This window comes from Vibrio sp. D401a (assembly GCF_030248515.1).
Lineage (GTDB): Bacteria > Pseudomonadota > Gammaproteobacteria > Enterobacterales > Vibrionaceae > Vibrio > Vibrio rotiferianus.
The window spans coordinates 142692-165886 of sequence record NZ_JAHGAI010000010.1 but is presented as its reverse complement, the minus strand read 5'-3'; the positions used below and the strand labels follow the sequence as shown (position 1 = coordinate 165886).

The 23195-nt window shown below is 45.5% G+C and carries 23 protein-coding genes; 17 read left to right on the top strand and 6 right to left on the bottom strand.

What is annotated here, in order from left to right; genetic code table 11:
• Positions 1-8 precede the first annotated feature (8 nt).
• The 3 genes from ppk2 to KIV41_RS06685 form a co-directional block, all read right to left on the bottom strand.
• Positions 9-785 (bottom strand): polyphosphate kinase 2, encoded by a 777-nt coding sequence (gene ppk2, locus KIV41_RS06695; RefSeq protein WP_010446121.1) that lies wholly within the window; start codon positions 783-785, stop codon positions 9-11.
• A gap of 66 nt (positions 786-851) precedes the next feature.
• Positions 852-1595 (bottom strand): copper homeostasis protein CutC, encoded by a 744-nt coding sequence (locus KIV41_RS06690; RefSeq protein ID WP_285335937.1) that lies wholly within the window; start codon positions 1593-1595, stop codon positions 852-854.
• Positions 1596-1871: 276 nt separating this feature from the next.
• Entirely contained in the window at positions 1872-2480 is a 609-nt protein-coding gene (locus tag KIV41_RS06685) for a peroxiredoxin C (protein WP_005424820.1), read from the bottom strand.
• 200 nt (positions 2481-2680) lie between these two features.
• Here KIV41_RS06685 and KIV41_RS06680 point away from each other — a divergent pair, with 200 nt between their 5' ends.
• The 3 genes from KIV41_RS06680 to aceA all read left to right on the top strand — a co-directional run bounded on the left by KIV41_RS06680 (position 2681) and on the right by aceA (position 7283).
• Positions 2681-3586: a hydrogen peroxide-inducible genes activator gene (locus KIV41_RS06680; RefSeq protein ID WP_005440336.1), complete on the top strand. Its 906-nt coding sequence runs from the start codon at positions 2681-2683 to the stop codon at positions 3584-3586.
• A 606-nt stretch (positions 3587-4192) separates the two neighbouring features.
• A complete protein-coding gene (aceB, locus tag KIV41_RS06675; protein WP_005424786.1) occupies positions 4193-5821 on the top strand; it encodes a malate synthase A in 1629 nt (542 codons plus the stop codon).
• Positions 5822-5969: 148 nt separating this feature from the next.
• Positions 5970-7283 carry an isocitrate lyase gene (gene aceA, locus KIV41_RS06670; protein WP_010446133.1) on the top strand — a complete coding sequence of 438 codons (1314 nt, stop codon included), beginning with the start codon at positions 5970-5972 and terminating at the stop codon, positions 7281-7283.
• A gap of 140 nt (positions 7284-7423) precedes the next feature.
• On the opposite strand, the gene KIV41_RS06665 is transcribed toward aceA, so the two are convergent.
• A complete protein-coding gene (locus KIV41_RS06665; protein ID WP_010446134.1) occupies positions 7424-7873 on the bottom strand; it encodes a CBS domain-containing protein in 450 nt (149 codons plus the stop codon).
• Positions 7874-8107: 234 nt separating this feature from the next.
• Positions 8108-8329, bottom strand: coding sequence for a hypothetical protein (locus tag KIV41_RS06660; RefSeq protein WP_029560925.1), 222 nt, complete (start codon positions 8327-8329; stop codon positions 8108-8110).
• A 254-nt stretch (positions 8330-8583) separates the two neighbouring features.
• Between KIV41_RS06660 and KIV41_RS06655 the strand changes: the two genes are divergently transcribed.
• The 6 genes from KIV41_RS06655 (at position 8584) to secF (ending at position 15734) form a co-directional block, all read left to right on the top strand.
• Positions 8584-9747: a trypsin-like serine protease gene (locus KIV41_RS06655; protein WP_071236542.1), complete on the top strand. Its 1164-nt coding sequence runs from the start codon at positions 8584-8586 to the stop codon at positions 9745-9747.
• A gap of 245 nt (positions 9748-9992) precedes the next feature.
• Positions 9993-11045 carry a tRNA preQ1(34) S-adenosylmethionine ribosyltransferase-isomerase QueA gene (queA, locus tag KIV41_RS06650; RefSeq protein WP_010446141.1) on the top strand — a complete coding sequence of 351 codons (1053 nt, stop codon included), beginning with the start codon at positions 9993-9995 and terminating at the stop codon, positions 11043-11045.
• Between the two features lie 205 nt (positions 11046-11250).
• Entirely contained in the window at positions 11251-12387 is a 1137-nt protein-coding gene (tgt, locus tag KIV41_RS06645) for a tRNA guanosine(34) transglycosylase Tgt (protein WP_005424899.1), read from the top strand.
• Positions 12388-12564: 177 nt separating this feature from the next.
• The gene (yajC, locus tag KIV41_RS06640) at positions 12565-12894 is read left to right on the top strand and encodes a preprotein translocase subunit YajC (RefSeq protein ID WP_010446143.1); all 330 of its coding nucleotides are present in this window, start codon (positions 12565-12567) and stop codon (positions 12892-12894) included.
• A gap of 21 nt (positions 12895-12915) precedes the next feature.
• The gene (gene secD / locus KIV41_RS06635; protein WP_081641210.1) at positions 12916-14772 is read left to right on the top strand and encodes a protein translocase subunit SecD; all 1857 of its coding nucleotides are present in this window, start codon (positions 12916-12918) and stop codon (positions 14770-14772) included.
• 14 nt (positions 14773-14786) lie between these two features.
• Positions 14787-15734: a protein translocase subunit SecF gene (gene secF / locus KIV41_RS06630; RefSeq protein ID WP_010446147.1), complete on the top strand. Its 948-nt coding sequence runs from the start codon at positions 14787-14789 to the stop codon at positions 15732-15734.
• 184 nt (positions 15735-15918) lie between these two features.
• Here the strand turns inward: secF and suhB are convergent, their stop codons facing one another.
• Positions 15919-16722: an inositol-1-monophosphatase gene (gene suhB, locus KIV41_RS06625; protein WP_010446149.1), complete on the bottom strand. Its 804-nt coding sequence runs from the start codon at positions 16720-16722 to the stop codon at positions 15919-15921.
• 231 nt (positions 16723-16953) lie between these two features.
• Between suhB and trmJ the strand changes: the two genes are divergently transcribed.
• The 8 genes from trmJ (at position 16954) to fdx (ending at position 23164) form a co-directional block, all read left to right on the top strand.
• Complete coding sequence (gene trmJ, locus KIV41_RS06620; RefSeq protein WP_252041634.1) at positions 16954-17673, top strand: tRNA (cytosine(32)/uridine(32)-2'-O)-methyltransferase TrmJ; 720 nt, start codon at positions 16954-16956, stop codon at positions 17671-17673.
• Between the two features lie 125 nt (positions 17674-17798).
• Entirely contained in the window at positions 17799-18305 is a 507-nt protein-coding gene (gene iscR, locus KIV41_RS06615; RefSeq protein ID WP_010446153.1) for a Fe-S cluster assembly transcriptional regulator IscR, read from the top strand.
• A 28-nt stretch (positions 18306-18333) separates the two neighbouring features.
• Positions 18334-19548, top strand: a complete 1215-nt coding sequence (locus KIV41_RS06610) for an IscS subfamily cysteine desulfurase (protein ID WP_088881286.1) — start codon at positions 18334-18336, stop codon at positions 19546-19548.
• A gap of 37 nt (positions 19549-19585) precedes the next feature.
• Positions 19586-19969: a Fe-S cluster assembly scaffold IscU gene (gene iscU, locus KIV41_RS06605; RefSeq protein WP_005424883.1), complete on the top strand. Its 384-nt coding sequence runs from the start codon at positions 19586-19588 to the stop codon at positions 19967-19969.
• 73 nt (positions 19970-20042) lie between these two features.
• Positions 20043-20366 carry an iron-sulfur cluster assembly protein IscA gene (iscA, locus tag KIV41_RS06600; RefSeq protein ID WP_005424893.1) on the top strand — a complete coding sequence of 108 codons (324 nt, stop codon included), beginning with the start codon at positions 20043-20045 and terminating at the stop codon, positions 20364-20366.
• A 55-nt stretch (positions 20367-20421) separates the two neighbouring features.
• The gene (gene hscB, locus KIV41_RS06595) at positions 20422-20937 is read left to right on the top strand and encodes a co-chaperone HscB (RefSeq protein WP_005424897.1); all 516 of its coding nucleotides are present in this window, start codon (positions 20422-20424) and stop codon (positions 20935-20937) included.
• 21 nt (positions 20938-20958) lie between these two features.
• Entirely contained in the window at positions 20959-22812 is a 1854-nt protein-coding gene (hscA, locus tag KIV41_RS06590; RefSeq protein ID WP_252041635.1) for a Fe-S protein assembly chaperone HscA, read from the top strand.
• A 13-nt stretch (positions 22813-22825) separates the two neighbouring features.
• Positions 22826-23164, top strand: a complete 339-nt coding sequence (gene fdx / locus KIV41_RS06585) for an ISC system 2Fe-2S type ferredoxin (RefSeq protein WP_005424889.1) — start codon at positions 22826-22828, stop codon at positions 23162-23164.
• Positions 23165-23195 lie beyond the last annotated feature (31 nt).

The window sequence follows — 23195 nt, the reverse complement described above, 5'->3', positions numbered from 1 at the left end:
GTGTATCTCTAGTATTTTTCGGGAACAAAGGTTTGCTCATCAATTGGTGCTCTGACGTAGCCTTTTTTATTCAGTTTCGGCAGTTCGATTTCTGGATGTTCTAGCTCTTCATACTCGACTTGACTGAGCAGATGGCTGATGCAATTCAACCGAGCTTTCTTTTTATCATCAGAAGGGACTACCCACCAAGGGCAACTTTTGGTATCAGTGTAAGCAAACATTTTATCTTTGGCTTCGGAATACTCTGCCCAGCGATTACGCGACTCCAAATCCATCGGACTGAACTTCCAGTGTTTTATCGGAGTGTTGATACGTTCCAAAAAGCGTTTCTCTTGCTCTTCATCTGAAACTGAAAACCAATACTTTATCAATATGATACCTGAGCGAAGTAACATGCGTTCGAACTCCGGACAAGAGCGGAGAAATTCTTCATATTGGTCTGGAGTGCAAAAGCCCATCACTTTCTCAACACCGGCTCGGTTGTACCAACTGCGGTCAAATAAAACGATCTCTCCTGCAGCTGGTAAATGCGCCACGTAGCGCTGGAAATACCATTGTGTTTTTTCTTTTTCAGTAGGCGTGGGAAGGGCTGCGATACGGCAGACGCGAGGATTGAGTTTTTCTGTGATACGTTTGATGGTTCCGCCTTTACCTGCTGCATCACGACCTTCGAACAGAACCACGACTTTGAGCCCTTTATGCTTAACCCATTCTTGGAGCTTAACTAACTCAATCTGTAGCTTCTCTAACTCTTTTTCGTATTCCTTTTTCTTAAGTTTCGCCATGAATCCTCCCATCCTTAGTTATCAACATGTTAGCACTCAATAACCAAAGACGGGATTTAAAAGCCCTTAATTGAGAGCTGTTACCATGTTCGCGATAGCTTCGGTGTTAGTGACTGGAATCGAAAAATCATCCATATCGGTAGCGCCCATTTTGCTTTGATCGGCAATAAAGGTCATGTGACTAGGGCGAGTTGTCTTGCCCGATAAATGCACTTCGGTGACTTTGGCTTGTTCAACGATCTGACCAACATTGTCTGCATTCACACCGGCGCCCGCCATGATCGCAATACGTCCTTGTGCTTGCTCAACTAAGGCTTTAAGCACATCGATACCTTGCGGTGCAGAAGGTGCTAGGCCGGAAGTCAAAATACGCTCACAGCCTAAATTGATCACTTCTTCCAAAGCTTTTTCAGCGTCACGACACTGGTCAAAGGCACGATGGAAAGTCACGCCTAAGCCAAGCGCTTGAGCAAATTCACACAGTGCCGTTGCGTACGGCATATGAATGTTGCCGTCTTGAGTGAGCACGCCGAGCACGACACCATTCAAGCCAGCTTGTTTAGCAGCTTCAATATCCCAACGCATCATTTCGATTTCTTCCTCACTGTAGAAGAAGTCACCTTGGCGTGGGCGAATCATACCGTAAACCGGAATCGTAGACTGTTTAGCGGCTTGCTGCATAAAGCCGTAGCTTGGGGTTAAACCACCCAAAGCAAGTGAAGAGCAGAGTTCGATGCGGGTTGCACCACCGGCAATCGCGTTGTGGAGAGATTCAATGTTATCAATACAGACTTCAAGTTGAGTGTTCACGAGGTTGTCCTGAATTATTGTAATTACAGCAAATACTAGCAGGACGAAAGGGGAGAATCTGTACTAAGACCGAGTGAAATAGAGGTAAACTTTTTGTGTGGTGCTTGCCTCTTTTGCTTTTCAAAAGGGCAGATAAAAAGAAAGCCCAGAGCAGAACTCTGGGCTTTTTTATGACTTTACTTAGACTGATTGGCGTTTGCGGTTTTTCCGCTATAGCTTTTTGCTTTATATATACATCCAACCAACACACCCATTGAGCTTGGGTGGCAGTGTCTATTACTTGCTTAGGTCGTCTGCGTGCTCAGATAGGAACGCTGCAACACCTTTTGGAGATGCGTCCATACCTGCTTTACCTTCTTCCCATTGTGCAGGACATACTTCGCCGTGCTTCTGGTGGAAGTTTAGTGCATCAACCATGCGTAGCATTTCGTCGATGTTACGACCTAGTGGTAGATCGTTAACTACTTGGTGACGTACAAGACCGTCTTCGTCGATTAGGAAGGAACCACGGAAAGCAACGCCTGCTTCTGGGTGCTCTACATCGTACGCTTTACAGATTTCGTGCTTAACGTCAGCAACTAGTGGGTATTTAACTTGACCGATACCGCCATCTTCGATAGCAGTGTTACGCCATGCGTTGTGAGAGAACTGAGAATCGATAGAAACACCGATTACTTCAACACCTTTAGCTTGGAAATCAGCTAGACGGTTGTCGAATGCGATTAGCTCAGATGGGCAAACGAAAGTGAAATCTAGTGGGTAGAAGAATACTACTGCTTTCTTACCTTTAGTGAATTCTGCAAAGTTGAAGTTTTCAACGATTTCACCGTTACCTAGAACAGCTGCTGCAGTAAAGTCAGGGGCTTGACGACCTACTAGTACCATTTTTTTGCTCCTAAAAAATTTGGTTTGATCCAAACCTATATTCAGTTATTTAGGTTTGGTCCTTGTTTGTGCGAGACAAACTATAGTACAGATTGTAGTATGGAAAAAAGCGAAATAAATAGATTGAGTTCATCGAAAAAAGCGATAATAACGAAACTATTATCTCGATCACTGGAACAGCAATAGATACAAATAGAATTATGAATAAATGGCCTAGCTTGAAGCAGTTACACTATTTGGTCACTCTGCACGAAACTCGACATTTTAGTGACGCGGCTGAGCGTTGTTTTGTTAGTCAATCGACTTTAAGTAAGGGAATCCAAAACCTTGAAGAGTTGATTGGTTGCCCGCTTTACGAGAAGAAAGATAAGAAAAGCCCATTGGTATTCACCCAAGCAGGCGAGATGGTGGTACAGCACGGTCGCGAATTGCTTGCGAAAGGACAAGATCTCGTCGAACTGGGTCGCCTATGTCAAGGCGATGATATGGAAGGGCAGCTTAAAGTAGGTTGTATTCCGACCATTGCTCCTTTCTTGTTGTGCGACCTTGTTCAAGAGGTGAACTACCGCTTCCCTCAATTAAACCTTCTGTTAAGAGAAGACACGACGACTAACTTGCTGCAAGCGCTCCGCCACGGTGAGTTGGACGTGTTGATTCTTGCTCTGCCTGTTGAGATAGAGGGAATGGAAAGTCGCGTAGTCGGTCAAGACCCATTCCGCATGGTGATCAGCGCCAATCAAGCGGATTCCGTACCGGTGCCGATCCGTTATGCGGACTTGCCAGATGAATCTGTCTTCTTATTAGAGAAAGAGCACTGTCTTACAGAGCACGCAGTGTCGGCGTGTAAGTTGACTGATAAAGAGAAGATCAACCCATTCACCGCAACCAGTCTTCATACTTTGGTGCAAATGGTGGCGAATGGTCTGGGCACCACGTTTATTCCGCAAATGGCGATTGATCATGGTTTGCTTCACAACCAGAACTTGGTGGTAATCGACCCTCCTGGTCAGCAAGCATATCGCGATATTGGTTTGGTTTGGCGTCCAAGCTCGTCACGATCAAACACTTTCAATCAATTGGCAGAAGTCGTCTCTGAACTGCTTTAGCTATTAGTATTAGCCTGCTACTCCCGATCTAATATCAAAAAGCGCACTAGAAATGGTGCGCTTTTTAGCATTTTATTCTGTGCGTGAACTTTGACTTGTAAAATTTTACAGATGAACTTTCATGAAGCTTTCATAAAATAGTGAAATTTCACAATGTTAATTTTACACAACTGCCTGTGTAAAGCGTTTAAGTCGTGTTTAATTTCCTCTTCCTAGCCCTTGTGAATACAAGGATTTTTCTCCTGCTTCACTATTCATACACTTGTTTGAATTCAAAAATAGCCTATAAAATTTGTGTAATTAAATTACGTAATAACTTACAAATTGAACTCAAAAATCAAACACTTGTTTGATACCGAATAAAACTTTGAATTTAACGTTTTGTTTACTTGAGGGGTTTCGCTTAAACCTTTGTTGGGTTAGCTTAATTAAAGGCTTGTAAGACTTATGTCTAGATTGAAAAAGCAATTCAGGTTGCGCAAGGTATAGACACAATGAAACGAAGTGGACACCAAATCTAAGGATGTAATTTGTTGTTCATAACTTACAAATGTAGCTTTAGGCTGACTGCCCAAGATGGATAAAGCACGTTAAGGATGAATGATTATGCTTGCTCAGACAGAACAAAAAACACAACAACTAAAGCAAACCCAAGGCATGCTTGAGGTGAATGGAGTCGTTGCTCCTGAACATCAAGCAATTTTCCCTGTTGAAGCCCAAACCTTTTTATCTCTACTGTGTGAAAAATTTGCCGGACGTGTTGAACAGTTACTGGAAGCACGAGAAGAGAAGCAAGCACGCATCGACGCTGGTGAACTGCCAGACTTTCTACCAGAGACACAAGATATTCGTGAAGGAAGCTGGAAGATCCTTGGAATCCCGCAAGATCTGCAAGATCGCCGAGTGGAAATCACTGGACCAACCGATCGCAAGATGGTGATTAACGCACTGAATGCGAATGTAAAAGTGTTCATGGCAGACTTCGAAGATTCGATGTCCCCTGCGTGGAGTAAAGTTCTGGATGGTCAAATTAACCTGCGCGACGCTGTTAATGGCACCATCAGCTACACCAACCCTGGCAATGGCAAACACTATCAGCTGGCAGAAGACCCAGCGGTGTTGATCTGCCGTGTTCGCGGACTGCATCTAAAAGAAAAACACGTAACGTGGCACGGTCAGATCATTCCAGGTGCGCTATTCGATTTCGCTCTGTACTTCTACAACAACTACAAAGCGCTACTGAAAAAGGGAAGCGGTCCTTACTTTTACATTCCAAAACTGCAATCGCATCATGAAGCGAAGTGGTGGAGCGAGGTGTTCCATTTCACCGAAGAGTATTTCGGTTTGGATACAGGCACCATCAAAGCGACTGTATTGATTGAAACATTACCAGCCGTATTCGAAATGGATGAGATTCTGTTCTCATTGAAAGAGCACATCGTTGGTTTGAACTGTGGTCGCTGGGATTACATCTTTAGCTACATCAAAACACTGAAAAACCACCCAGATCGCGTACTTCCGGATCGCCAAGTGGTGACCATGGACAAGCCATTCCTCAACGCTTACTCAAGATTGTTAGTGCGTACTTGTCATAAACGTGGCGCATTTGCGATGGGCGGCATGGCAGCCTTTATTCCGGCTAAAGACCCACAAGAAAACCAAAAAGTACTGGATAAGATCCATAACGATAAATCGCTAGAAGCTAACAACGGTCATGACGGCACTTGGGTTGCTCACCCGGGGTTGGCAGACACTGCTATGGAAGTGTTCAGTGCCACACTGGGGCAGCGCACTAACCAATTGGATGTGAGCCGCTCAGAAGACGCGCCAATCACCGCCGCAGAGTTACTTGAACCGTGCGAGGGTGAACGCTCAGAAGAAGGTATGCGTCATAACATCCGCGTTGCGTTGCAATACATCGAAGCTTGGATCTCTGGCAACGGTTGTGTGCCGATTTACGGACTGATGGAAGACGCAGCAACGGCAGAAATCTCACGCGCCTCTATCTGGCAATGGATTCAACACGGCAAGTCGCTCGACAACGGATTGAAGGTCACTAAAGAGCTGTTCGAACTCTATCTGAAAGAAGAGATTGAAGTCGTGAAGCAAGAAATTGGCGAGCAGCGCTACCAAGCAGGTCGATTTGAAGAAGCAGCAGACTTGATGGCTAGGCTCACCACCAGCGATGAGCTGACCAACTTTTTAACCATTCCAGGTTATGACTACTTGGATTAAGCCAAAGATTTAGAACACTAATTTTATTTCACTAATACATGTTTATTTAACCAATACGTGAAGGATTCGAGGCAGATAAGGATGTACTGCCTGAGAACGGAAAACTCAACGCACATGCACAAGTGCACATTATAAGAGGGATAGACCAATGACTAACTTAACTCGCCGCCAACAAATTGAAGCTTTGGAAAAAGATTGGGCAACCAACCCACGCTGGAAAAACGTAAAGCGCACTTACACAGCAGAAGAAGTAGTAGAACTGCGTGGCTCTATGGTGCCTGCGAACACAATCGCACAACGTGGTGCTGACAAACTTTGGTCACTGGTCAACGGTAGCTCAAAGAAAGGCTACGTAAACTGTCTTGGTGCACTGACGGGCGGTCAAGCCGTACAGCAAGCGAAAGCGGGTATTGAAGCGATTTACCTATCTGGCTGGCAGGTAGCGGCGGACAACAATACCGCTTCGACTATGTACCCAGACCAATCTCTGTACCCTGTAGATTCTGTACCGTCGGTAGTAAAACGCATCAATAACTCATTCCGTCGTGCAGACCAAATTCAGTGGTCAGCAGGTAAGTCACCAGAAGACGAAGGCGGTATTGATTACTTCCTACCAATCGTAGCGGATGCAGAAGCAGGCTTTGGTGGTGTACTTAACGCTTACGAGCTAATGAAATCGATGATCGATGCAGGTGCGGCAGGTGTTCACTTTGAAGACCAACTGGCATCAGTGAAGAAGTGTGGCCATATGGGCGGTAAAGTACTGGTTCCGACTCAAGAAGCGGTGCAAAAACTGGTCGCGGCTCGCCTAGCAGCGGACGTTGCTGGCACGACAACACTAGTAATCGCACGTACCGATGCAAACGCAGCAGACCTACTAACATCTGATTGTGACCCTTACGATAAAGATTTCATCGTTGGTGAGCGTACGCAAGAAGGTTTCTACCGTGTTCGCGCAGGTATCGACCAAGCAATCTCTCGTGGTCTAGCTTATGCACCATATGCGGACCTTATCTGGTGTGAGACAGCAACGCCTTGTCTAGAAGAAGCACGTAAGTTTGCAGAAGCAATTCATGCAGAGTACCCAGACCAACTGTTGGCATACAACTGTTCGCCTTCATTCAACTGGGAGAAGAACCTAGATGCTGAAACTATTGCTAAGTTCCAACAAGAGCTGGCGGACATGGGCTACAAGTACCAGTTCATCACACTAGCTGGCATACACAACATGTGGTTCAACATGTTCGAACTGGCACACGCTTACGCACAAGGCGAAGGCATGCGTCATTATGTTGAGAAGGTTCAACGTCCTGAGTTTGAAGCGGCAGAAAAAGGTTATACGTTCGTAGCGCACCAACAAGAGGTTGGTACGGGTTACTTCGATAGAATGACCAATACCATCCAAGGTGGACAATCATCAGTGACGGCACTGACAGGTTCTACTGAAGAAGATCAGTTTTAATCACTAGTAGGTGGTAGCGAGAAAAAGCAGGCTTTCTCGCTACACATCAAAAGTGGATAATCGATTCTGGTAAAAATTGATATGTTTTGAGCGGCGGGAATCGCCGCTTTTTTTTGTTATCGCAATGGGTATTTTACCACTTATTCATTGGACTCGAGCTCTTCTGGCTCTACCTCTTCTTGTAGTTCAAGTAAGTTAATAGCGATGGTCACAAAATCGGTATCAGTGATGATCCCAACCAAATGTCCTTTATTGACCACAGGAAGACAACCTACTTTATGTTTTTGCATATAGATGGCGCTTTCTTTCAGGCCTGCTCTTGGTTCTGCAGTCATGATGTTGGTATGCATCACTTCATATAAAGGAGTATCGAGAGTAAACGATTGTTCCGCCTCGTCTGGGTGCAAACAGGATTCTTGTGCGGCAAGAATATCGCGGTGAGTCACCAAGCCTTTTAAATGTTTATTGGCATCAACAACCGGAATATGTCGAATATCAAGCGCCTCCATCATGCTTTTTGCATCACGCAATGTGTGTTCGCGCAATAAAGTATGAGGGTTACGAGTCATCATATCTTCAACCTTGATCATAAAGACCTCCAACGGTGTTGTCCTTTTCTTAAATATAGAGAAAAAATCAAACTATATCTGGGAGCTAACTCGTTTTTCATTAATAAAATAAGACGATTAGATGGAGATCAATCAGAGGTGTAAATGGGCTGGTATTTTCCATAAATCCAGCTACTCAATTGGGGGAGATTTAGAATGTAAGCGCTATCATAAATAACCAAAGCTAAGGCGCTTAAACCTTAGCTTTGGTTACTCTTAACGTTGCTTAAAATGCACACAAATAAGACCATAAGCTTTCGCGTCGACACAGCGACCGATGTAGCTTTTATCTGGCAGGTTGACGGCACATAAACGAGGCACCTGTTTTAGGTAACAGGCGTCTTGTATCACTTTGAGTCGATCATTGCTGGTGTTTGCTATTGCACCAGATGAAAACGCGAGTACGGCAGCACTCAGCGCTAGAGTTAACATCTTCATACTTACCTCAATAAATGTCTAAAGAGCAAATGCTCACTTTCAATATAGTTCATCGACCTTACTACTGGCATATTTGTTAGTTATTGCAGTTGGTTGCTGAAAAATGCCATGCGAGTCAGTTTGCATTTTTCACTGATAAGGTATGTGGTCAGAATGTAATCTAATGAGTTGAATCGCACATTTTTACTTGCTTGATTTTACTAGATAAGCCTGTGATAGAAGATACGCGCAACCTAATTAGAACGAAGATAATTATGTATAAAACACTGAGGTACAAAAAACTCATCGCGATGGCTATTGCGACATTGAGCGTACAATCTGCTCAGGCTATCGTGCTCGGTTCGTTGGAGAGGAATCCTTCTGATCGCGTAACAATACGGGCGAGCAACATGGCGGAGTTTCCAATATGTGGGGGAACTCTTATTGATAAGCAATGGGTACTGACTGCGGCACACTGTGTTGTTATGGGGCAAGGCACTGATGAGAGTTCATATTATGTTACAACTCCTGGTGATCTTGCGGTTACCGCCAAAGCTTACGACCTCAATAGTACCTCTATAGATAATTATTACACGGTTTCTCATGTTGTAGTTCATCCGTACTACACTCGAATTGCTAAAGCTAAATTGGATAAAAAAGGCAACGTTGTGCCAATTCAAACGGCTCTAGATAGTGATATAGCCTTACTATACCTTGATCGCCCAGTTACTAATGCCGCTGTTGCAACACTGGCTTCCATGGACGATATGATCGAGATTGAAGCAAGGTTAAACCTCGATTGGAGTCAGGAGTACACGACAAATCAGCGCTACCCAAATGTATCCGTATTTGGTTGGGGAACCACGACACCAAAAGCTGAAATTCCATCAGTTTATCTTCAAAAAACTACGAGTGCATTTTTACCAATTGATCAGTGCTATGAGCGTTTGGAAGTTGGGCATAGTTACCCTGGTGTGATTAACTCGAGAAATAATCAAACTAAACTTTGTACCTTACCAACAGAGGTTGATGTTCTCGAACCGCACGATCGGACGCAGTATGGCAATAGTGCTTGTAAAGGAGACAGTGGTGGTCCGTTAATTGATGATGCGACTGGTTTGCAAATCGGTATCGTGAGTGGGGGGCCGATTATTTTACCGACTTGTGGTTCTGTCACGATACCTAGCTTTTTTACCAAAGTAAGTCACTATTATGACTGGATACAGTCTTACGTTACCGCTGATGCGCCGCCCACGAGTTATATTATTGAGCCGAACTTTATTATTGTGGCCAGAGAAGAAGATGAAAAAGAGTGCCATGACGGTATTGCTACTAACAACTGTAACTTTAGAGGCTCTGAAGACGAGGGTGGTAGCTTAGGCGCTTGGCTATTCGGCTTGCTTGTTCCACTGGTGTGGGCGCGCCGACGCAAAAGTTAAACGATCAACGACTGATAAATACATTTGGACATTTTAAAAAGCAGCGCACTTCGCTGCTTTTTTTATGTGTGCCTTTTCTGCATCTTTCACGTTTTATTACACTCTTAGTGAAAGCTTTTACAGTCAATCTAGGGGGATTTGCTTGCTATTGCAGCATGTAAACATATACTAGTCTGCTGCGAAAAACTCGTCGCAATTTTATCGTCGTTCTTGACGTGATTTGACCAATAGATAAGACAAGTAACATGCAAGTATCAGATTTCCATTTCGACCTTCCAGATGAACTTATCGCTCGTTACCCTCAGCCAGAGCGTACTGCTAGCCGACTGCTGCAAATGGACGGCAATACTGGTGAGCTAATCGATGGCACGTTTACCGATGTGTTAGAACAAGTTCAAGCCGGTGACCTAGTGGTTTTCAACAATACTCGCGTAATTCCTGCGCGTATGTTTGGTCGAAAAGCGTCCGGCGGTAAGCTAGAAGTGCTGGTGGAGCGTATGCTCGATGAGAAAAGCATTCTGGCTCACGTTCGCTGTTCTAAGTCGCCTAAACCAGGCACAACCATCCTTGTTGGCGAGAACGACGAATACTCAGCTGAGATGGTGGCACGTCATGACGCGCTGTTTGAGCTGAAATTTAACTCTGATAAGACGGTACTCGAGATTTTGGAAGAAATTGGTCACATGCCACTTCCTCCATACATCGACCGCCCAGATGAAGACGCGGATAAAGAGCGTTACCAAACGGTTTATAACCAAAAGCCAGGTGCGGTTGCAGCGCCGACGGCGGGCCTTCACTTTGATGATGTTCTGCTTGAGAAAATCAAAGCGAAAGGCGCTGAGTTTGCATACGTTACTTTGCACGTGGGCGCGGGTACGTTCCAACCAGTAAAAGTGGATGACATTAACGATCACCACATGCACGCAGAATACGTAGAAGTACCGCAGGATGTTGTGGATGCGATTAACGCAACTAAAGCGCGCGGCGGTCGAATCGTCGCAGTCGGTACAACATCAGTGCGTTCACTAGAAAGTGCAGCTCAAGACGCGCTGAAAAAGGGGACAGAATTGGTTCCATTTTTTGGCGATACTGAAATCTTTATCTACCCTGGTTACGAGTACCAGCTGGTGGATTGCTTGATCACCAACTTTCACTTACCAGAATCAACGTTAATTATGTTGGTGAGTGCGTTTGCTGGTTACGAGAACACCATGAATGCTTACAAGCACGCGGTGGAAAACAAATACCGTTTCTTCTCGTACGGTGACTCAATGTTTATTAAAAAGAAGACAGCATAATGTTTTAACCCCTCTCTAGCCCTCTTCCTTGTGACGGGGTCGGTTAGGAAGGGTTAGAAAGCTAACGATTTACGAGTGCTAGCAGTACGCTAGGAAACAGAGCAGAACTTCTGCTTTGTCTCTCGCACGGAAGGCGACCGCTCCTTAAAGTGGGGGAAACCCCAAGATACATAGTCAGACTGTTTCTCTGACACTCGGAGGCATCGTGAAATTATCATTCGATCTTAAAAAGAAAAACGGCAATGCGCGTCGTGGTCAATTGACCTTCGAACGTGGCACTGTTCAAACTCCAGCATTCATGCCAGTAGGTACTTACGGTACCGTTAAAGGTATGACTCCGGAAGAAGTAAAAGGCACGGGTGCAGAAATCCTGCTAGGCAACACTTTCCACCTATGGTTACGTCCTGGTCAAGAAGTGATGAAAATGCACGGTGACCTGCACGATTTCATGAACTGGCACGGTCCTATTCTTACTGATTCAGGCGGTTTCCAAGTATTCAGCCTAGGTAAAATGCGTAAGATCACTGAAAAAGGTGTTCACTTCCGTAGCCCAGTAAACGGCGACAAGATTTTCATGGACGCTGAAAAGTCGATGGAAATCCAAAAAGACCTAGGTTCTGACATCGTAATGATCTTCGACGAGTGTACGCCATACCCAGCGACACACAACGAAGCGAAAAAATCGATGGAAATGTCACTACGTTGGGCACAACGCTCCCGTGACCACTTCGATAAGCTAGAAAACCCGAACAACCTATTTGGTATCGTTCAAGGTGGTGTTTACGAAGATCTGCGTGATGTGTCTATCAAAGGCCTGACGGAAATCGGTTTTGATGGTTACGCGGTTGGTGGTCTTGCAGTAGGCGAACCGAAAGAAGACATGCACCGTATCCTTGAGCACACGTGTCCACAGCTTCCAGAAGACAAGCCTCGTTACCTAATGGGCGTAGGCAAACCGGAAGATTTGGTTGAAGGTGTTCGTCGTGGTATCGACATGTTTGACTGTGTAATGCCAACGCGTAACGCGCGTAATGGTCACCTATTTGTGACTGGTGGTGTGATCAAGATCCGTAATGCGAAACATAAAACGGATACAACTCCGCTAGATCCGCATTGTGACTGTTACACTTGTCAGCACTACAGCAAATCGTACCTTCACCACCTAGAGCGTTGTAACGAAATCCTAGGTGCTCGCCTGAACACTATCCACAACCTACGCTACTACCAGCGTCTGATGGAAAGCATTCGTAAGGCGATTGATGAAGATCGTTTCGATGAGTTCGTTACTGAATTCTATGAGCGTCGTGGTCGTGAAGTACCACCGCTAGCAAAAGAGCAGTAATTAACAGATTAAAAGAATTAAAGCCTTTGGCATGTTGCCAGAGGCTTTTGCTAATAAAGTAGGCTAACGTACGTTATTTTTGAGAAGGTGATCTCTATTACTTAATCTCAAACTTGAATCTAAATTACGAAAGCCCAACTTGTTGGATTATCAATAAAATATAATGAGGATGTTTTAATGTTTATTTCTCAAGCTCACGCAGCAGCAGAAGGCGCACCAGCAGGCGGCGGTTTTGAAATGCTAATCATGCTAGGCATGTTCGCGGTGATCTTCTACTTCATGATCTACCGCCCACAATCTAAGCGTGTTAAAGAACACAAGAACCTGATGTCTTCAATGGGCAAAGGCGATGAAGTTCTAACAAGCGGTGGTCTAGTGGGTAAAATCACTAAGATTGCTGAAGACAACGACTACATTTCAATTGAGCTTAATGCAAACAATGAAGTTGTAATCAAGAAAGACTTCGTAACTGCAGTGCTACCAAAAGGTACACTGAAGTCTCTATAAAACAGCTAAAGGATCCTCGCTGTGCTAAACCGTTATCCATTATGGAAGTACTTGATGGTATTTTTTGCCATCGTCACCGCGGCGTTATACGCGCTTCCAAATATCTACGGTGAAGATCCGGCTATTCAAGTTACAGGGGCGCGTGGCGCCTCTGTAGATATGTCAACGCTGGATGCTGTCACTAAAGCTCTTGATAAAGAGCACCTTTCTCATAAATCCATTGCTCTCGAGAATGGATCAATCCTTGTACGTTTCAATGACACTGATACTCAAATCAGTGCACGCGATATTATCAGCGAAGCGCTTGGCAAAGATAAAATTGTTGCACTAAACCTTGCTGCATCTACGCCAGATTGGCTGGAAGCAATTGGTGCGTCGCCACTGAAACTAGGTCTTGACCTACGTGGTGGTGTTCACTTCTTGATGGAAGTGGATATGGACGCAGCAATGGAGAAGCTTGTTGGGCAACAAGAAGAAGCTTTCCGTAGTGAACTTCGTGAAGCTAAGGTTCGTTATCGCGCGATTCGCCCTTCTGGTAAAGATGGTGTCGAAGTCTTGCTACGTAACGAGGAGCAACTAGCGGAAGCGAAAGCAACGCTAGAAAAGAATCACCCAGACATGAACTTTGTCGAATCTGATTCTAATGGTCGTTACGCGTTGATTGCCACCTTTACCGAGCAACGTTTACAAGAGATACGTAACTACGCAGTTGAACAAAACATCACGATTCTTCGTAACCGTGTTAACGAACTGGGTGTTGCTGAACCATTGGTTCAACGTCAAGGTGCTAGCCGCATCGTAGTTGAACTACCTGGTGTTCAAGACACAGCTCGTGCGAAGGAAATTCTAGGTGCTACGGCAACACTAGAGTTCCGCGAAGTTGACGATAAAGCTGACCTATCAGCGGCGGCAAATGGTCGCGCGCCAGCAGGTAGCGAAATCAAGATGGACCGTGATGGTCGCCCAGTTGTGCTTAAGAAGCGCGTTATTCTTGGCGGTCAAAGCATCACGGATGCAAGCTCAAGTGTTGATGAATACGGTCGCCCACAAGTTAACATCTCGCTAGACAGCGAAGGTGGCAACAAGATGTCTGCGTTCTCTAAGAAGAACATCGGTAAGCTAATGGCTACCGTGTTTGCAGAATACAAAGACAGTGGTCGTCGTACGCCGGAAGGCAAAGTTATCCTTGATAAGCATGAAGAAGTTATCAACCAAGCAACGATTCAATCGGCTCTTGGTCGTAACTTCCGTATCACTGGTATCGACTCTGCAGCAGAAGCGCACAACCTAGCACTTCTACTACGTGCTGGTGCTCTAATCGCACCTATCTCTATCGTTGAAGAACGTACCATTGGTCCATCAATGGGTCAGCAAAACATCGATATGGGTATCCAAGCATGTATCTGGGGTATGGTAGCCGTAATGCTGTTTACGCTGCTTTACTACCGTGGCTTCGGTTTGATTGCAAATATCGCGTTGATGGCAAACTTGGTTCTTATCATTGGTGTAATGTCGATGATTCCAGGCGCTACCATGACGTTGCCAGGTATTGCCGGTATCGTATTGACGGTCGGTATGGCGGTCGATGCGAACGTGCTGATCTTTGAGCGTATTCGTGAAGAGCTTCGAGATGGACGCAGTCCACAGCAAGCAATTCACCAAGGTTACGCAAACGCATTCAGCACCATTGCCGATGCGAATATCACAACGCTTATCACTGCGATCATTCTATTTGCAGTGGGTACAGGCGCGGTGAAAGGTTTCGCAGTAACACTCTCTATCGGTATCTTAACTTCAATGTTCACCGCTATTGTGGGTACACGTTGTATCGTGAACCTAATTTACGGTGGCAAACGCGTTGATAAATTGTCGATCTAAGGCTGGGAATTAATATGTTTCAAATTCTAAAAGCAGAAAACACGATCGGCTTTATGCGTTGGTCGAAAGTCGCGTTCGTATTCTCTATCGTTATGATCGCTGCTTCTATCTTCACGCTATCAACCAAATGGTTGAACTGGGGCCTAGATTTTACGGGCGGTACGCTTATCGAGGTGGGTTTTGAACAACCAGCAAACCTTGAAGAGATTCGTGCAGCCCTAGACTCGAAAGGCTTCGGCGATGCGACAGTACAAAACTTTGGTAGTGCTCGTGATGTAATGGTTCGTTTGCGTCCACGTGACGACGTTTCAGGTGAAACGCTGGGCAACCAAATCATCGGTGCTATTAAAGATGGTACAGGTGAAAGCGTAGAAATGCGTCGTATTGAATTCGTAGGTCCAAACGTTGGTGATGAGCTAACGGAAGCGGGTGGTCTAGCGATTCTTGTATCGCTGATCTGTATCCTGATCTACGTATCAATGCGATTCGAATGGCGCCTAGCGGCTGGTGCGGTAATGGCACTGGCACACGATATCATTATCACGCTGGGTGTCTTCTCACTTATGCAAATCGAAGTGGACCTAACCATCGTAGCGGCGCTACTCACGGTAGTTGGTTACTCGCTCAACGATACCATCGTTGTATTCGACCGGATCCGTGAAAACTTCCGTAAGATGCGTAAGGGTGAACCTTCAGACATCATGGATGCTTCAATCACTCAAACGTTGAGCCGTACATTGATTACGTCTGGTACGACATTGTTCGTGGTTATTGCACTATTCATGCAGGGTGGTGCGATGATTCATGGTTTCGCGACCGCGCTTCTACTAGGTATTACTGTAGGTACTTACTCTTCTATCTATGTAGCATCAGCACTTGCGCTAAAACTGGGTATCCAGAAAGAGCACTTGATGCCACCTCAAGTAGAAAAAGAAGGTGCAGAGTTCGACGAGATGCCATAAGGCTGATTGAGAACCGAAAACAAAAACCGCTGAGCAGTCAGCGGTTTTTTTATGCCTGAAATACATGTAGTGCTATTTAATTGCTTAAGTCATATCTCGAAATTAGGATATAAAAAAGCCCCGCTCAATGAGCGGGGCTATTCAAAAGTCATCAGCGTGACGGGCTTAGTATGACTTCAGAATCTTACTTAAGGATCGCGCTGTTGCCGTTTTCGCGAACGTGCTTAAGGATAGATTTCACGCCACGAGCGCTAGAAGCAACAATGTTACCAGACTTCATGTAGTCAGTACCGCCAGCGAAGTCAGTTAGGATTGCGCCAGCTTCACGAGCGATAAGCTCACCTGCAGCCATTTGCCAAGGTTTTAGACCTAGCTCGAAGTAACCATCTACACGGCCAGCTGCCACGTAACATAGGTCAAGAGCAGAACAACCGCTACGACGGAAATCAGCACACTCAGTGAATAGAGAACCTACGATCTTGATGTAAGACTCAGAGTGTTGCTTCTGTTTGAATGGGAAACCAGTCGCTAGAACCGTACCGTGTAGGTCTTTAAGTTGAGTAACACGGATACGAGCGTTGTTTAGCTGAGCGCCAGCACCGCGTTGTGCAGTGAATAGCTCGTTTTGCATTGGATCGTATACACAAGCCACTTCAGTTTTACCTTTGAAGCGAACCGCGATAGATACTGCGAAAGTAGGGTAACCTTTTACAAAGTTATTAGTGCCATCCAGTGGGTCGATGATCCATTGTACGTCTTTATCTTTACCTTCGATAAGACCGGCTTCTTCAGCAACGATACAGTGCTCTGGGTAAGAGTGCTTGATAGTATCGATGATGATAGCTTCTGCTTCTTTGTCTACATTAGTAACAAAGTCATTAGTGCCTTTTAGCGTAGATTCAATTTTATCTGTGTTTTCTAATGATTTAGCAATGTGATTGCCTGCCTTTCGCGCAGCGCGAATAGCAATGTTTAGCATTGGATGCATACGAATTTCCCAACGGATGTTAAAGAACAATTTAAAGCGGCGGCGAGTATACCAGAGTGAAAGCAAAAAGGAAGTGGTTATTTTTTGTTCGCAGATAAAAGTAACCGCATTAGTTTTGTCGTAAAGCTCGAAAACAATTGATGAGAATGCGAATAGAAACCTGCTTCACTCTAGGGTGTGTTAGAAAGTTATGGTAACATCTTTCGGTTTTAAATCAGGTAGCAAATACAGATGTTGGATCAAGTAAAAATCGTACTCGTCGGAACTTCTCATTCAGGCAACATTGGCTCCGCTGCAAGAGCAATGAAAGTCATGGGGCTAAGCCAACTTGTATTGGTTGATCCGCAGTGTGAAGTGGATGAGCAAACCCTTGCTCTTGCTGCTGGTGCTGGCGATATCGCTCAAAATGCCACGGTTGTAAAGACGCTCGAAGAAGCCATTGCTGATTGTGGCCTTGTGGTTGGTTCGAGTGCTCGTTCACGTACACTTGAATGGCCGATGCTTGAGCCTCGTGAGTGTGGTGAGAAGTTTGCTGTTGAAGGGCAAAAACACGCTGTAGCATTAGTTTTTGGTCGTGAGAGAACAGGTCTCACCAATGATGAGTTACAGAAGTGCCACTACCATGTTTGCATCCCTGCTAACCCTGAATACAGCTCGCTCAATCTAGCCATGGCGGTACAGACGCTGAGCTATGAAGTTCGCGTTGCGCACCTCAATTTAGAGCAAAGCCAATATGCGCCGAGTGAGCCTGAAGAGTATCCACGCCATAAAGAGCTAGAAATGTTCTTTGAACACCTTGAAAAGGTGATGGTTGAGACCCAATTTATTAGCAAAGAACAGCCTGGCCAGGTGATGAACAAGCTACGTCGTTTGTACTCACGAGCACGACCAGAAGCTCAAGAATTAAACATTCTACGCGGTGTTCTAACGGCGATTGAAAAGAAGCTCTGATTAAATAATAACCTTTTTAGGTGTATGGATGAATACCTGACTAAAATAGTCAAACAAATACTTGACCAATTTGGTCGGGTATGGAAAAATCCTAATCATTACAAACCATGTGGATACGGTGTGGTATGAAACTTACATCTAAAGGAAGATATGCGGTGACAGCCATGCTGGATGTGGCACTGCATTCGCAACAAAACCCAGTACCTCTTGCTGACATCTCAGAGCGCCAAGGGATCTCGCTCTCATACTTAGAGCAGCTTTTTTCAAAATTACGTAAAGCAGGTCTTGTTGCCAGCGTTCGTGGTCCTGGCGGTGGTTACCGACTTGGCGCCGACGCGCACAGTATTGCTATTGGTACTGTAATCGCAGCCGTTGATGAGTCAGTCGATGCGACAAAATGCCAAGGCAAAGGCGATTGCCAAGGTGGCACTCGCTGCTTAACACATACATTGTGGCGTGACCTAAGCTCTCGCATTAGTGACTTCTTAAATAACATTACGCTCGGTGAGCTAATGACAGACAACGAAGTTTTAGAAATTTCTGATCGTCAGGACATTGATCTGGTGGTCACTCATGGGTTATCAAACAAAAATACAACCACCGCGCCCATCGGTGTAAACGTCCGCTCTTAGCGGTCAGCATTTTACATTGGAGTAGAGAATGAAACTGCCGATTTATCTTGATTATTCCGCTACATGTCCAGTAGATCCACGTGTTGCTGAAAAAATGGTTCAGTACATGACAATGGATGGCACATTTGGCAACCCAGCTTCGCGTTCGCACCGTTACGGCTGGCAGGCAGAAGAAGCTGTAGATACTGCTCGTGAGCAAATTGCTGACCTTCTAAATGCAGATCCTCGCGAAATCGTATTCACATCTGGTGCGACAGAGTCTGACAACCTTGCTATCAAAGGTGCAGCACATTTTTACTCTAAGAAGGGTAAACACGTAATCACTTGTAAAACAGAGCACAAAGCGGTTCTTGACCCATGTCGTCAGCTAGAGCGCGAAGGCTTTGAAGTGACTTACCTAGAGCCAGAATCAAACGGTCTGATTGATCTAGACAAACTTCAAGCGGCAATGCGTGAAGACACTGTTCTGGTATCAATCATGCACGTTAACAACGAGATTGGTGTAATCCAAGACATCGCTGCAATCGGCGAGCTATGTCGTGAACGTAAGATTGTGTTCCACGTGGATGCTGCACAGTCTGCGGGTAAACTGCCAATCGACGTTCAAGAATTGAAAGTTGACCTAATTTCACTGTCTGCGCACAAAGTATACGGTCCTAAAGGTATTGGCGCACTATACGTACGTCGTAAGCCTCGCATCCGTCTTGAAGCGCAAATGCACGGTGGCGGTCATGAGCGTGGCTTCCGTTCGGGCACACTTCCAACTCACCAAATCGTGGGTATGGGTGAAGCGTTCCGCGTAGCAAAAGAAGACATGCAAAAAGATTACGATCATGCGCTAGCACTTCGTAACCGTCTTCTAGATGGCGTTAAAGATCTAGAAGCAGTAACGGTGAACGGTGACCTAGAACAGCGTGTTCCACACAACCTAAACGTGAGCTTTGCGTTTGTAGAAGGCGAATCTCTTCTGATGTCACTGAAAGACCTAGCAGTATCTTCTGGTAGTGCTTGTACATCAGCGAGTCTAGAGCCATCTTACGTTCTTCGTGCACTTGGTCTAGATGACGAGTTGGCACACAGCTCTGTACGTTTCTCATTTGGTCGTTTCACGACTGAAGCAGAAATTGATTACGCAATTGAACAAATCCGCGTTGCAGTGACTAAGCTACGCGACATGTCTCCTCTATGGGATATGTACAAGGAAGGGGTTGATCTGAGCACTGTTGAATGGGCTCACCATTAATCTCACGGACTGAATAGAGGATTCGAGGTAATTTATCATGGCATACAGCGAAAAAGTAATTGATCACTACGAGAACCCACGTAACGTTGGTTCGTTCGATAAAGAAGATCCATCAGTAGGCAGCGGCATGGTTGGCGCACCAGCTTGTGGTGACGTAATGAAGCTTCAAATCAAAGTGACGCCAGAAGGCATCATTGAAGACGCGAAATTCAAAACATACGGTTGTGGTAGTGCAATCGCTTCAAGCTCACTAGTAACTGAGTGGGTAAAAGGTAAGTCTATCGACGAAGCGGCATCTATTAAAAACTCTGAGATTGCAGAAGAGCTAGAGCTTCCACCAGTGAAAGTTCACTGCTCAATCCTAGCGGAAGATGCAATCAAAGCAGCAGTTGCTGACTACAAGAAAAAACACCAGGAATAATTATTCCGTATATAATGGGAGCCCTTAAAATGCTCCCATTCCAAAACGTAATTTAGACAGACTAAGGTGCAGTATGGCCATCACAATGACAGAATCAGCGGCAAGTCGCGTAAAAGCATTCCTAGATAACCGAGGCAAAGGTATCGGTTTGCGTCTTGGGGTGAAGACGACAGGCTGTTCCGGCATGGCTTACGTCCTTGAGTTTGTGGATGATCTAAACGAAGAAGACGAAGTGTTTGAACTGTCGGATGTGAAGATCATCATTGATAAGAAAAGCCTAGTATACCTAGACGGTACTGAGCTGGATTACGTTAAGGAAGGGTTGAATGAAGGTTTTGAATTCAACAACCCTAACGCAAAAAGTGAATGTGGTTGTGGTGAAAGCTTCAACGTCTAATTGATTGTCCTTCTGGGCAAACGAGTCCAGAAGGCTTTACTAGGACCCGATCTTAATGAATCACTTTGAATTATTTGGGCTACCAAGTCAGTTTCAGCTGGATGGTAGCCTTCTTTCTTCTCAGTTCCGAGAACTACAAAAACGCTTCCACCCAGACAATTTTGCGACCGCTTCTGAGCGTGACCGCTTGATGGCAGTTCAAAAAGCAGCGCAAATCAACGATGCGTATCAAGTACTTAAGCATCCTATTTCTCGCGCTGAATACATTCTGGCAGAAAACGGCACAGAAATTCGTGGTGAGCAACAAACCATGCAAGATCCTATGTTCCTAATGGAGCAAATGGAACTGCGTGAAGAACTGGAAGACATTGCTGACAGCTCTGATCCTGAATCAGCGCTTTTTGATTTCGACTCTAAGGTCAGCAAAATGTACAAACAGCATTTGGCGAGTGTAGAACAAGAACTAGACCAAGGTCTTTGGGCGGAAGCTGCAGACCGAGTTCGTAAACTCAAATTCATTGCCAAGCTAAAGAATGAAATTGAACTGGTTGAAGACAAACTCCTCGGCTAGTTAGCGCGACAAGGACCCATCATGGCACTACTTCAAATCGCAGAACCGGGACAAAGCTCGGCACCTCATGAGCACAAGTTAGCAGCGGGTATCGACTTAGGTACCACCAACTCTTTGGTTGCATCTGTTCGCAGCGGTGACGCAAAAACACTGACAGACGACCAAGGCCGCAGTATTTTGCCTTCTGTGGTGAACTACGCTCAAGATACGGCGTTAGTTGGTTACGACGCAAAAGCAAAAGCGGAGCAAGAACCAGAAAACACCATCATTTCGGTAAAACGTCTGATTGGTCGTTCACTAAAAGATATTCAAGCTCGCTACCCATCTTTGCCTTATCAATTTAAAGAAAGCGACAACGGTCTGCCTATTCTGCAAACCGCTCAAGGTGACAAAAACCCGATTGAAGTGTCTGCCGACATTCTTAAAGCACTAGGCAAACGTGCTGAAGAGACACTAGGTGGCGAGTTGGCTGGCGTAGTTATTACCGTTCCTGCTTACTTTGATGACGCTCAACGTGCAGGTACAAAAGATGCGGCTAAATTGGCGGGTCTTCATGTGCTACGTCTGCTTAATGAGCCGACTGCCGCAGCGATCGCTTACGGTCTAGACTCTGGCCAAGAAGGCGTGATTGCGGTTTACGATCTAGGTGGCGGTACGTTCGATATCTCTATCCTTCGCCTGTCGAAAGGCGTCTTTGAAGTATTGGCAACAGGCGGTGACTCTGCGCTAGGCGGTGATGATTTTGACCACCTATTAGCGGATTACCTAATGGAGCAAGCAGGCCTAGAAGCGCCGCTTTCTGCTGAGAAAAACCGTGCACTTCTGAACATTGCAACAGCAACTAAGGTTGCTTTCTCTGAGCAAGACAGCGTTGATGTTGATGTATTTGGCTGGAAAGGCTCCGTGACTCGCGAACAGTTCGAAGATCTGATTCGTCCGCTAGTGAAGAAAACCCTAATGTCTTGCCGTCGTGCACTGAAAGATGCGGATGTGGATGCGGAAGATGTACTTGAAGCGGTCATGGTCGGCGGTTCAACACGCACATTGCTTGTACGTGAAATGGTTGGCGAATTCTTCGGCCGTACACCACTGACAAGCATTAACCCAGATGAAGTAGTTGCAATCGGTGCGGGTATCCAAGCAGACATCTTGGCAGGCAATAAGCCTGACTCTGAAATGCTGCTTCTGGACGTAATTCCTTTGTCCCTTGGTATCGAAACCATGGGCGGCTTGGTTGAGAAAATCATTCCACGTAACACCACCATCCCAGTGGCTCGCGCACAAGAATTTACGACGTTCAAAGATGGCCAAACAGCCATGAGCGTACACACCGTACAAGGTGAGCGTGAAATGGTGGACGACTGTCGCTCATTGGCTCGTTTCTCATTGAAAGGCATTCCACCAATGGCAGCAGGTGCTGCGCATATTCGCGTGACTTACCAAGTGGATGCTGATGGCCTGTTGTCTGTCACCGCGATGGAAAAGAGCACGGGTGTTCAGGCTGAAATCCAAGTGAAACCTTCTTATGGTCTAAGCGATGATGAAGTAGCAAATATGCTACGTGACTCGATGACTTACGCGAAAGAAGACATGCAGGCTCGTGCATTGGCAGAGCAGCGCGTAGAAGCGGATCGTGTCATTGAAGGTTTGATTGCAGCACTGCAAGCTGATGGTGATGAGCTACTATCAGACCAAGAGAAACAAGAACTATTAAAAGTGATTGAAGCGCTGATTGAACTGCGCAATGGCGAAGATGCTGACGCTATCGAGCAAGGCATCAAAGACACCGACAAAGCAAGCCAAGATTTTGCGTCGCGCCGTATGGATAAATCGATTCGAGCTGCACTGTCAGGTCAGTCAGTTAATGATATATAAGAGATAAGTAGTTATGCCTAAGATTATTGTATTACCACACGAAGATTTGTGCCCAGAGGGTGCAGTGTTGGAAGCAAACACTGGTGACACCGTTCTAGACGTAGCGCTAAAAAATGGCATTGGTATTGAACACGCATGTGAGAAGTCGTGTGCATGTACTACCTGCCACGTGATCATTCGTGAAGGTTTTGATTCGCTAGAAGAGAGTGAAGAGCTAGAAGATGACATGTTAGATAAAGCATGGGGTCTTGAGCCTGAGTCTCGTCTTGGTTGCCAAGCGAAAGTAGCGGATGAAGATTTGGTTGTTGAGATTCCAAAATACACGCTAAACCACGCGTCGGAAGATCACTAATACTATCTCCCCAATATAAGGGGTGAAGCAA

What these genes read in the sequence shown, in the direction of transcription:
- ppk2 (WP_010446121.1), bottom strand. Translation starts at nt 785, where the DNA reads ATGGCGAAACTTAAGAAAAAGGAATACGAAAAAGAGTTAGAGAAGCTA.
- KIV41_RS06685 (WP_005424820.1), bottom strand. Translation starts at nt 2,480, where the DNA reads ATGGTACTAGTAGGTCGTCAAGCCCCTGACTTTACTGCAGCAGCTGTT.
- KIV41_RS06680 (WP_005440336.1), top strand. Translation starts at nt 2,681, where the DNA reads ATGAATAAATGGCCTAGCTTGAAGCAGTTACACTATTTGGTCACTCTG.
- aceB (WP_005424786.1), top strand. Translation starts at nt 4,193, where the DNA reads ATGCTTGCTCAGACAGAACAAAAAACACAACAACTAAAGCAAACCCAA.
- aceA (WP_010446133.1), top strand. Translation starts at nt 5,970, where the DNA reads ATGACTAACTTAACTCGCCGCCAACAAATTGAAGCTTTGGAAAAAGAT.
- KIV41_RS06665 (WP_010446134.1), bottom strand. Translation starts at nt 7,873, where the DNA reads ATGATCAAGGTTGAAGATATGATGACTCGTAACCCTCATACTTTATTG.
- KIV41_RS06660 (WP_029560925.1), bottom strand. Translation starts at nt 8,329, where the DNA reads ATGAAGATGTTAACTCTAGCGCTGAGTGCTGCCGTACTCGCGTTTTCA.
- KIV41_RS06655 (WP_071236542.1), top strand. Translation starts at nt 8,584, where the DNA reads ATGTATAAAACACTGAGGTACAAAAAACTCATCGCGATGGCTATTGCG.
- queA (WP_010446141.1), top strand. Translation starts at nt 9,993, where the DNA reads ATGCAAGTATCAGATTTCCATTTCGACCTTCCAGATGAACTTATCGCT.
- yajC (WP_010446143.1), top strand. Translation starts at nt 12,565, where the DNA reads ATGTTTATTTCTCAAGCTCACGCAGCAGCAGAAGGCGCACCAGCAGGC.
- secF (WP_010446147.1), top strand. Translation starts at nt 14,787, where the DNA reads ATGTTTCAAATTCTAAAAGCAGAAAACACGATCGGCTTTATGCGTTGG.
- suhB (WP_010446149.1), bottom strand. Translation starts at nt 16,722, where the DNA reads ATGCATCCAATGCTAAACATTGCTATTCGCGCTGCGCGAAAGGCAGGC.
- trmJ (WP_252041634.1), top strand. Translation starts at nt 16,954, where the DNA reads ATGTTGGATCAAGTAAAAATCGTACTCGTCGGAACTTCTCATTCAGGC.
- iscR (WP_010446153.1), top strand. Translation starts at nt 17,799, where the DNA reads ATGAAACTTACATCTAAAGGAAGATATGCGGTGACAGCCATGCTGGAT.
- KIV41_RS06610 (WP_088881286.1), top strand. Translation starts at nt 18,334, where the DNA reads ATGAAACTGCCGATTTATCTTGATTATTCCGCTACATGTCCAGTAGAT.
- iscU (WP_005424883.1), top strand. Translation starts at nt 19,586, where the DNA reads ATGGCATACAGCGAAAAAGTAATTGATCACTACGAGAACCCACGTAAC.
- iscA (WP_005424893.1), top strand. Translation starts at nt 20,043, where the DNA reads ATGGCCATCACAATGACAGAATCAGCGGCAAGTCGCGTAAAAGCATTC.
- hscB (WP_005424897.1), top strand. Translation starts at nt 20,422, where the DNA reads ATGAATCACTTTGAATTATTTGGGCTACCAAGTCAGTTTCAGCTGGAT.
- hscA (WP_252041635.1), top strand. Translation starts at nt 20,959, where the DNA reads ATGGCACTACTTCAAATCGCAGAACCGGGACAAAGCTCGGCACCTCAT.
- fdx (WP_005424889.1), top strand. Translation starts at nt 22,826, where the DNA reads ATGCCTAAGATTATTGTATTACCACACGAAGATTTGTGCCCAGAGGGT.